The sequence below is a fragment of the Agrilactobacillus fermenti genome, from assembly GCF_021030645.1.
Lineage (GTDB): Bacteria > Bacillota > Bacilli > Lactobacillales > Lactobacillaceae > Agrilactobacillus > Agrilactobacillus fermenti.
The window spans coordinates 71,417-81,905 of sequence record NZ_JACGCJ010000011.1 but is presented as its reverse complement, the minus strand read 5'-3'; the positions used below and the strand labels follow the sequence as shown (position 1 = coordinate 81,905).

The window sequence follows — 10,489 nt, the reverse complement described above, 5'->3', positions numbered from 1 at the left end:
ACTGACCCTCAAAGTCAATGTTATTTTTAGAAAATCAATCGTTAAAAAAATAATCGTGGTTTTCAGATTCAATATCAGTCTGAAAACTACGATTATTTTATTTTGCGTGGCTTATGTCCCAGCCTCACCTATTTTTTATACTATAACCACTTGTTTTTACGGGCCAAGTTTAGTGCTTCCATCCGATTGTGAACGCCTAACTTACTGATAATTGCTGACATATAATTCCGTACAGTCCCATCAGACAAAAATAACTTTGCGGCAACTGCTTTCGTGGCCTGTCCTGAGGCGGCTGCCTGCAAAACTTCCATTTCTCGCTGAGAAAGTGGATTCTCTGTCTTAGTGAACATATTTTTGACCAATTCTGCATCATAAACAGTTTCACCTTGCATTACTTTACGAATCGTTGCCATTAATTCATCACTTGGCTTATCCTTTAACAAATAGCCTGAAATATCGGCAGCTACTGCCCGTTTAAAATAACTAGTTTGTGCAAAAGTCGTTAAAATAATCACTTTAGTTTTTAATTGATGTTGAAAAACCTGTTCAGCCACATCTAAACCGGTCATTTTAGGCATTTCAATGTCCAGGATCGCCACATCCGGCTGCTTAGCTTGAATAAATTGCCAAGCAGTTTGCCCATCCGCAAACGTCGCCACCACTTCAAAATCATCTTCCAAATTGATCAACGCCGCTAATGCGGTATTTAACATACTCTGATCTTCAGCTAACACGATTTGTACCATGATCTTTGGCCGCCCCTATATCCTTAGGAATACTTACAGTAATTATTGTACCATGATGCGCCCCATCAATCTCACAATCACCATTGAGTTGGGCCACCCGCTGTTGTATTCCCCGAAGGCCATTAGCGCCTTGACGAATTTCCATTGGCTTGAACCCACGACCATTATCTTGAATACGCCAATAAAAATCAGTAGCTCTGGTTTCAAAAACAATTTGGCAGCGTTTGCCATGACTGTAGCGAATGATATTCGTCACGGCCTCCTTAATGACTGCCGCACTCAGTTGTTGGACTTTATTAGGCCAACCAGCGACCACCTCTATTCCTTGTGTCTCAAGATAAATACCTGCATCTGTCAAATTCTGTTCCTGTTTGACCAAGGTCATGCTTAATGATTCTTGGCGCAGATTATTGACAATATCTCTCACCAACTGTAAATTTTCCCGGGAAATATTTTTAATCTCCCCAATTTGCATTTGAGCAGCCTCTGTCTGTGCCTTAGTTAACAATTTGCCAGCCAGCTCTGCTTTTACAGTAATCATAGAGTAAGACTGCCCCAAGTTATCATGGAGATCACGAGCAATACGGCTGCGTTCTTCTGCTTGAGTCTGTAATCGGATATTAGCCTGCCGCAATTTACGGTTCTTTTGGGACATCACGGCAAAACCACGTGCTACTAGCGGACTACCGAAAATAAAAGCAACAGCCGTTAATAAATTCATTAAGTTATCGCCGAAAAATAAACTTTTATACCGAACAGCCATAATACCAATCGTGCCAAGTACGATGACATAATAAAATAGGACGTATTTACGAAACGTCTTGGCTTTCATTGACGTAAAACCGAACGTCCAGCCGCTGTAAATAAAAAGGTAAAGGTATCCGGCAAAGATCGAAAAATAAATATCGATCAGAATTTGTACGCCCCACCACCAAGGGGTACCGCGATTTGAGGTGTAGAGCAATCGATAAGATACTATAAAAACTAAAATTAGTGCAAAATGACCCCAATGCCTTATTGTCGTTAATGGCCAAAAACTAGGAATGATAAATATTAAATAAATCAGAAAAAAGTATGGCAGATTACCACCATACACTTTCGGAATTGAAATCTTGTTTAAAATTTGCTTCATACCTGACTCCGTTTTCGTGAATTTGTCAGAAAAATAATGACTACCACTAATAATACACTCCAAGCCAGAATATTGTAGATGTTCGGCATACCTACATTAGATTTGTTTTGGAAAATACGCGTGATCATTTGATTGGCATGATAAGTGGGTAATAGTTTACCGATGGTTTGCATAAACTTCGGCAAACTGCTCAATGGCAGCCATAGGCCACTGACAATTGCCATAGGAAACACGATCAAATTAGCCAGCGCACTGGCGGTACTTGTTGTTTTAACCATCGATGTCAAAATACCAAGTATCATAATTGGCAAACTGGCTATCGATGTCATTGCAATGGATGCTGCAATTTGGCCTAACGATAGCGACACTTGATTTACCAACATTGCGACAATGTCTAAGGCTAACAACGCCAATGCATTTAGTAAAATCATTGTTAAAATAATCGAACTATAATACCGTTTCTTGGAAAATGGTGTCACTGCAATGAACTGATCCATTCGCTGCTTACGATCATCGATCAATGTATTAGATACGGTAAAAATCGAACTGATCAAAATACTATAAATGCTCATACTGCCTAAATAGACTAAATACCAGTGTTGCGCTGCCTGGGCGTTCATTTGTCCAACCATCACCCGGGTAAATAACAGATAAAAACCAATGGGCATTCCTACCGCAAAAAATGAAAAGCCTAAGTTGCGGAGAATCAAACGTTTGATATTGATCGTCATTTGCGTTAAAAAACTAGTCATCTTGAACATCTCCTTGGGTGTGGCTGACCGTTTGTTTGGTTAAATTGCCAAAAATGGCATTCAAAGAATCTGGCTGGATCGTAATATTGCTTAGTTGGGTTAAAATCGGTGCCAATTGGCGTAAAGCCTGATCACTGTCACTGGTTTTCAAACTAAACTGATGGTTCTTTTCTTTTAAATTTGCATCGGGTAGATATTCATAGACTTTAACTAAAGGTAAGGTGCTTTCAAAAGTTATCGTCCGCTTCGCATACTGCTGCTGTAACTCGGCTAATGTCCCATCAAATGAAAAAACACCGTGCTGCAGGATCAATAAGCGGGAAACAATACCTTCCAACTCATCTAAGTAATGATTGGTGACCACAATCGTTTTCCCCTGTGCACGCATCTGCTCAATTTTTGACCAAAAATGCTGCCGACTATTCACATCCATCCCCACCGTAGGCTCATCCAAAAAAAGCAGATCAGGGTCCCCGGCCATGGCTAACGCAAAGGTTAGACGTCGTTTTTGCCCACCAGATAATTTATCTGAAATCATCGCTTGAACTGATGTTAGATCAGCCAACTCAAGCAGATCTTGATAGGGCAGCGGTTTGGCATAATAACTTCGAACTAGTGTCAACAATTCTCTAACTTTAATACTTTCCATACTGACATTTTCTTGCAGCATTGCGCCTAATTTTTGCTTATGTGATTCTTGTGCCGGTGCTTCTCCTAAGACTGAAACTTCACCTGAACTTGCTTGTAATAAGCCTAATAATAAATTGATGATGGTTGATTTGCCAGCACCATTTTCACCAATTAAGCCAATAATTTCACCTGGTTTTACCGTTAGATTGATAGCTTTCAAAACCTGATGATTTCCAAACCGTTTGCTAACATTTTTTAGTTCGATCATTGTTTGCGTTTCATTTTTAATCATTACCGCTCACCTCTTATGACCTTAAGTATAGCCATCACCCCATCTGTAACCCAGTCACGCCTGTCAGTAAACCACATGACAAATGTCACAGAGCGTGAGAATCATCGGTAGTTTTTGAGCACCAACCTAGACTTACGCCGTGGGTGACCTATCCCACGAGTAAGGCGCAGTTGGGTGAGAAAACTGATGATTTGAGCGCGTTTAATCAGAGCGTGACAAAGGGCGATCAGCGACTGAGCACAAAAAAACAACGACAAAATTTTCATTCCGTCATTGCCCTCTTTTATACAAACTTTTTATTGCGCCGTTTCACTGATATTTTCTAAAACAACAGCCTCTTGCTGAACGGCGATGATCGGCTCTCCTGATTGCACGGTCTGCTTATCTGAGAATTCAACCTTCTCGTAATCTTTAGAATTCGTGATAATTGTCATCACAGTTGGATCCAATCCAGCGGCTTGAATCATCTTTTTATTGAACGTGCCTAAGAGCTGTCCCTTCTTAACTTGTTCACCTTGAGTGACTTTGATCGTAACCGGCTTACCCTTTAAGGAGACTGTATCTACCCCAATATGCACCAAAATTTCAATACCTGACTTCGTCACTAAACCGTAAGCATGCCCCGTGTCAGCAACGATCGATAATTGACCATCTTGAGGCGCATAAACGTTCACTTCTTCAACGTCGGGTGTTTGTATACCAACTCCAGCACCCATCATCCCTGATGAAAATACTGGATCACTGACTTTGCTTAATGCTAAGACTTGTCCGTCAACGGGAGCGTAAACCTTTTGATCGGAAACGTCCGATTTCACCGTAGCCATCATCTGTTTCTCGTTTTTATCAGATACTAAAATTTCTTTAGGAATTGCAAAGGCATTCGTCGCGAGAAAGGCAACAATAACCGTTAAAATCGAAATAATCGTATAGAATAATAAGGCATGCCCGTTATAGATATACATCAGGTATGAAGGTAAAACAGCTAAACCATAAGAATTAGCTTGAACATGGAAAATGCTAAGAAACGCCGCGCCAATACCGGATGTTAAAGCGGTTACAATTAATGGTCTAAAATTGTAGCGGATCAGTACCCCGAATAAAGTGGGTTCAGAAACCCCGAATAATTGAGACATGAATGCGCCCATAGAAGTCGCTTTGGTCTTATTAGATTTAGCCCGTAAGAAGATAGCTAAAGCAACACCTAGGTTGGCAAACCCGTACATGGCTTCTAAAGTAATCAATGGATTGAACCCAGTGTTAGCCAACAATGATGTCTCGATCATAATCATCGTTTGATGAATCCCAATCAGTACCATCAACGGATAAGCCGCACCAACTAAGAAACCACCAATGCCAAACGGCAAGCCGATCAAAGCTTTAACGCCATTAACCATGCCAAGTTCGATCCAGTGAACCACGGGCCCGACACCTAAGATCATAATGATAAATGTGGTTAACATTGTTAGAAATGGCGTTAATATTTGTTCTAGCACATTCGGCATATGTTTCCGATAGAAAAGTTCTGACTTGGCGCCAATGAATCCGGCAACTAAAGCAGTCAATACAGAACCTTGACTACCAACAATCGGAATAACCCCAAATAAGTGAATGGCTTTGCCGTGCCACCAGCAACAGAATAGGCATTTGGTAAAATTGGTGAGACCAACATTAAACCAATCACGATCCCGATAATTGGCGTCCCCTTGAAGTATCTAAAGGTAGACCAAACAATCAACGCTGATAAAAAGGCAAAGACAGTATCCGTCAAAACAGATGTGATCTGTGTCAAACTAGCAGGAATTTGTGACGGTGTGACACCAAATAATTTTAAAACTTGAGCATTCGTAAATGCCGACTTCAAGCCGAGAAACAACCCAGTCGCCGCAATCACTGGAATGATCGGAATAAAGATGCCCGATAACATAGCCATTAAGCGTTTGACCCAGGACTTCTCTTCAACTGCATTATTGTCTGTTGCAGTCTCGGTATCATCCTTGCCATAAATTGTATTGACCGCACCCATTTGATCGATCGTGGCATAGACATCATTGACCACACCCGTTCCGATGATCACTTGATACTGACCAGAGCCATAGAAAACGCCTTGCACATGGTCGATTTTTTCAATCGCTTTATCATCAATTTGTTTGCGATTCTTCACAACAAAACGTAATCTCGTTTGGCAATGCGTCAAAGAAACCACATTGTCACGGCCGACTTGGTCTAAAATGGCTTGTGCCATATCATGATAATCTTTTGTCATTTCTCATTCACCTCAACTAGAATTGCTTGATAGGGCTGTAACTGTATTTTTGTTTGATCCATTTGTAAAACTTTATAATTATTTAAATACACTTGCCGGACCATCCCATTAATAATTTGCATTTGATTTGATAGATTGACGAAAACGGCCAGGTTTGCGCCGCGGCGATAAGCAACCACATCCGCTGGTACCGTATCAATCGGGGCAAAATCACCATAGATCAAATCCTCAGACAGCTTTGAATGATTCCGCAAGTGAATCAATTGTCAGTAAAATTGATAAGTTGAATACGGATCATCCTTTTCGTTGGCATAATTGAATTGATCACAGTGCTGCGCTAAGCCGAGCCAAGGTTGATGTCCCTCGTTAAACCCAGCGTTGACCGTATTATCCCATTGAAAGGGCGTACGGGCATTGTCTCGGGAACGCTGGTTGACAAAACCAAGTGCGGCCGTTTTCGAGTAGCCTTCAGCCAACGCGCGAGCATAATTATTATGGCTAGAAACATCATCAAATTCAGCAATCGTCTGCCGTTTAGCATTGACCATCCCGAGCTCTTGGCCTTGATAAATGAAGGGTGTCCCACGTAATAAGAAATATAGCAGTGCTAAAGCAGTGGCACCAATCTGATTTTGATATTTTGGATCCTTAATATATTTAGAAACACTGCGTGGCTGATCATGATTCTCCAGAAAGTTTGCCCCCCAGCCCACTTTTTGAATGGCTAATTGGCTGCGAAATAATAATTGTTTGAATTCAGATACCGTCCAATGTGTTCGCTTGAACCATTCCGAACCAGACTCGATATCAACATCTGCATAATGAAAATCAAAAATCATAGAGAAATAGCCTTGTGGTCCAATGAACTGTGTAAGTTGTTCATAAGGCACACCGGATGCCTCACCCACCGTAATGGCATCATACTTATCAAATGTATTCACTCTTAATTCGTGCAATAATGCGGCGATGCCAGGTCGATTCTCAGCTTTGCGTTTAACTTTACCCAAGCCATCTTTACCATCTGGTGTGATATCAGCAAAATCTTGGTCCTTTTTGATAAAGGTAATCGCATCAATTCGAAAACCAGCTAAGCCTTTTGCCAGCCACCAATTGATCATTCGATATAATGCTTGTCGTAACTCAGGATTTTCCCAATTCAAGTCAGGTTGCTGGGGTGAAAAAACATGATGGTAATAAAGATTCTTTTCCCCAGGGAGTAAACTCCAAGCTGAACCGCTCCCGAAGTTAGATCGCCAATTATTCGGCGCATGACCATCTTTACCCGGCCGTAAAATATAGTAGTCTCGATATTTAGAGTTAGGGTCTTGAATTGCCTTTTGAAACCATTTATGTTGATCCGAGGTGTGATTGATCACCAAGTCCATAATAACTTTAATTCCCAATGCTTTAGCCTGGGCAAGTAATGCATCAAAATCAGCCATTGTTCCAAAACGAGGATTGATCTGCTGATAATCAGAGATATCATAATCATTATCAACCATTGGGGAACAGTAGATCGGTGACAGCCAAATCATTGTAATTCCTAAGTCGTGTAAATAAGATAATTTTGAAATAATCCCTTGCAAATCGCCAACGCCATCATTGTTACTATCTTTGAACGAGGCGGGATGAATTTGATAGATGACTTCTTTTTGCCACCATTTTTTCGTTGTGTCCATGTCTATCACTCCTGTTGCTTGTCTGGTATCGATTCCATATACCGTAAAAAATTATGCAGATTGTCGTACGATCAATTTCAACTGTGGTTCAACTGCCACCGGGTGAACCTTTTGCTTTAAGCCTTGTAACAAATCGACCACCGCAACTTCAGCCATAACTTTAATCGGCTGGCGAATCGTCGTTAGTGGCACTGGTAAATATGCAGCTAAAGGCTGATCATCATAGCCCATAATGGCAATATCCTTAGGTACTTTAATATGATGTTTCAATAATTCGGCAATCATACCTAGAGCAACTTCATCTGAATTGGTAAAGTAGGCATCTGGCCAAACTGCTTTTGGCTGAGCGATTAAAGCCTGTGCCAATTGCTGCCCATCTAAAACAGTATGTTGATGTTCAAAGATCCATTTTTTATTTAAGGGTAAACGCCGCTGCTTTAAATACGCACGATAAGCCTCATTACGGTCAGCCCCATGGCTAGACTTATAAAAGGAACCACCTGTAACATAGGCAATTGGGGGATGCCCTTGCTGAGCTAGATAATTTAACCCTGTTAAAGTTGCCTGTCGATGGTCTAGAATAATTGATTGTACTCCAGGTATACGCACTGCTTCATTCAACAACACGATTCGTCCAGGATAGTCTTCGGCAATTCGCCGAATCGCACTGACATCCTCAACTGAAGCTAAGATCACCCCGTCCAACTGTTGACTTTTTAATTTATCCAAAAAACGAGCTTCTGCTTGCGCATCGTCATAGGTCTGCATGACCATAACTTGATATCCGTATTCATGCAATGATCGTTCCAAAGCATCAAATAGTGCTGTGAAAAAGGGATTGGTGATTCTGGAGACAAGTACGCCAATATTCTTAGTGGCTTGAACCCGCAATTGGGTCGCAATCGCGCTTGGTGTGTAATCTAATGCCTTAATCGCCTGTTCAATGCGTTGTTTCTTTTCGGCAGATACATAAGGTCGATTGTTCAAATAGCGAGAAACGGTCGTTGTGCCCACACCCGCACGCTTAGCAATTTCAGCAATATTCGTCATGTATCCCACCTCCAACTGGAATCGATTTCATAAATGATGAAAGCGTTTTCTTGACGCCTTGTCAACACCTATTATTTTATAAAACAGAGCGTGAGCGGGTCTGGTTTGTTCCGGAGCATCAACCTAGATTTACGTAATGGGTGAATTTTCCCATAAGTAAATCGCAGTTGAGTGACGGAACTGGACACACGAACGCGTTTAGAGCGTGAATGAAGCTGGTCAGCTTTGGAGCACTAACACAAATTGTGCCGATGAAGCATCAGCTTCAGCAAGCAATTAGGGTTAAGTGACAAAGTTAGCTTCATGAGCGCGTTTAAAACAGAGTGCGAGAATCATCGGGTAGTTTTTGAGCACCAACCTAGACTTACGCTGTGGGTGAATTATCCCACGAGTAAGGCGCAGTTGGGTGAGAAAACTGATGATTCGAGCGCGTTTAAATCAGAGCGTGACAAAGGGCGCTTAACAAAAAAAACGTGGCTGGGACAAAACGAACGTTTTGTTTTCAGCCACTATTTGCTCGCGAACGATTCAATTTTAAACGTGTTCCAAAAGGCAACACCCTCACCTAACCACGAATGGCTCAAATGGCAAGCCCACCATTTGTCGCAATTCTTGTTAGTACTCAGGTGCTGAACGCCTTTTGTCTCACTCTCGCCTTCGTTATATTTGAAAAATCACGCGAATAATATTACTTTATTGCCGAAACACGATCACTGGGAACTTTTATAAACAACAGACCGCCGACAATAAACAGCAAAATAATACTTAAGATACCATATTTGGTAGCCCCTGTTAATTGAGCAAAAATACCGAATAATGCTGGTCCAATAATAGCCGAAAACTTGCCAAAAATATTATAAATCCCAAAATATTCATTTGCCTTCTCAGAAGGAATAATTTTGGCATAGTGCGAACGACTCAAGGCTTGGATGCCTCCTTGCGAGGTCCCAACTAAAAATGCCAAGATCCAAAAATCAAGTTCTGATTTCATAAAATAGCCCCAAATACAGATCACTAAATAAATAAAAATAGCAATTCCTATCGAGCGCTTATTACCGATACGATTGGCTAAATGCCCAAAGAGAACTGAAAATGGAACGGCAATCAATTGTACCATCAACAATACCAGCATCAACGATGTCGTGGAAAGACCATAATCAGCCCCCACAGAAGTAGCCATTTTAAAAATTGTATCCACACCATCAATATAGAAAAAATAGGCCGCTAAAAACCAAACAATGTACTTATCCCGCCAAACTGTTTTAAAAGTTCGCGTTACTCGGCGCCAACTGGTACGAATAATATGCGGCACTGGCGTCAAATAATGTGTTTGAGATACATTCAACATTAATGGCACTGAAAAAATTAACCACCAAATCGTGGTCATGATGAAACCAAAATTAACGATACCAGTGCTATCTAAAAAACCAAACCCACGCGTCAATTGCAGCAGCATGATCAAAACAAACGGAATCACGCCGCCTAAATACCCCATGCTATAACCTTGGGCTGATACCCGATCCATTCTAGCAGTTGATGTGACGTCCGTTAAAAACCCGTCATAAAATATATTGGCGCCGGCATATCCGACTGTAGAGATAACAAAAACCACCAATAATAGTAACCATGCTCGAGCTGGTACAAAAACCAATAGTAAGGTTGAAATAATAGCAATGATATTAAAAAAATTAAATAATTTCTTTTTATACGATTGATAATCGGCGATAGCGCCTAATAACGGTGCCAACAAAGAAATGATCAACGTCCCAACGGAATTAGCATAACCCCAATAAGCGGTCGCCGTGGCATTGGCGACACCATCTGCGTGAGCAATACTTTTAAAATAAATAGGCAAAATGGCGGTCACGGTCACAATACTGTATGCCGAATTAGCCCAGTCATATAAAATCCAACTTTTTTCTGTTTTTGTAAATTTCATCTATCT

Annotated in this window: 6 protein-coding genes and 2 pseudogenes; all 8 read right to left on the bottom strand. The window is 41.1% G+C overall.

All coding sequences use genetic code 11. From position 1 onward, the window contains the following. Positions 1-140 precede the first annotated feature (140 nt). The 8 genes and pseudogenes from FHQ08_RS05535 to FHQ08_RS05495 all read right to left on the bottom strand — a co-directional run bounded on the left by FHQ08_RS05535 (position 141) and on the right by FHQ08_RS05495 (position 10,483). On the bottom strand, positions 141-746 hold the full coding sequence (locus FHQ08_RS05535; protein ID WP_230913400.1) for a response regulator transcription factor: 606 nt from the start codon (positions 744-746) through the stop codon (positions 141-143). Then, positions 724-1,878, bottom strand: coding sequence for a sensor histidine kinase (locus tag FHQ08_RS05530; protein ID WP_230913399.1), 1,155 nt, complete (start codon positions 1,876-1,878; stop codon positions 724-726). The genes FHQ08_RS05535 and FHQ08_RS05530 overlap by 23 nt, the downstream gene beginning before the upstream one ends. Further along, positions 1,875-2,630, bottom strand: coding sequence for an ABC transporter permease (locus tag FHQ08_RS05525; protein WP_230913398.1), 756 nt, complete (start codon positions 2,628-2,630; stop codon positions 1,875-1,877). The genes FHQ08_RS05530 and FHQ08_RS05525 overlap by 4 nt, the downstream gene beginning before the upstream one ends. Next, entirely contained in the window at positions 2,623-3,552 is a 930-nt protein-coding gene (locus FHQ08_RS05520) for an ABC transporter ATP-binding protein (RefSeq protein WP_230913397.1), read from the bottom strand. The genes FHQ08_RS05525 and FHQ08_RS05520 overlap by 8 nt, the downstream gene beginning before the upstream one ends. A 296-nt stretch (positions 3,553-3,848) precedes the next feature. Beyond that, positions 3,849-5,815: pseudogene (locus tag FHQ08_RS12970) on the bottom strand (glucose PTS transporter subunit IIA). After that, a pseudogene (locus FHQ08_RS05505) lies at positions 5,812-7,500 on the bottom strand (alpha-glucosidase). The pseudogenes FHQ08_RS12970 and FHQ08_RS05505 overlap by 4 nt, the downstream one beginning before the upstream one ends. A gap of 45 nt (positions 7,501-7,545) precedes the next feature. Further along, on the bottom strand, positions 7,546-8,544 hold the full coding sequence (locus FHQ08_RS05500; protein ID WP_230913396.1) for a LacI family DNA-binding transcriptional regulator: 999 nt from the start codon (positions 8,542-8,544) through the stop codon (positions 7,546-7,548). A 688-nt stretch (positions 8,545-9,232) separates the two neighbouring features. Further along, positions 9,233-10,483 (bottom strand): MFS transporter, encoded by a 1,251-nt coding sequence (locus tag FHQ08_RS05495; protein ID WP_230913395.1) that lies wholly within the window; start codon positions 10,481-10,483, stop codon positions 9,233-9,235. Positions 10,484-10,489: the final 6 nt, after the last annotated feature.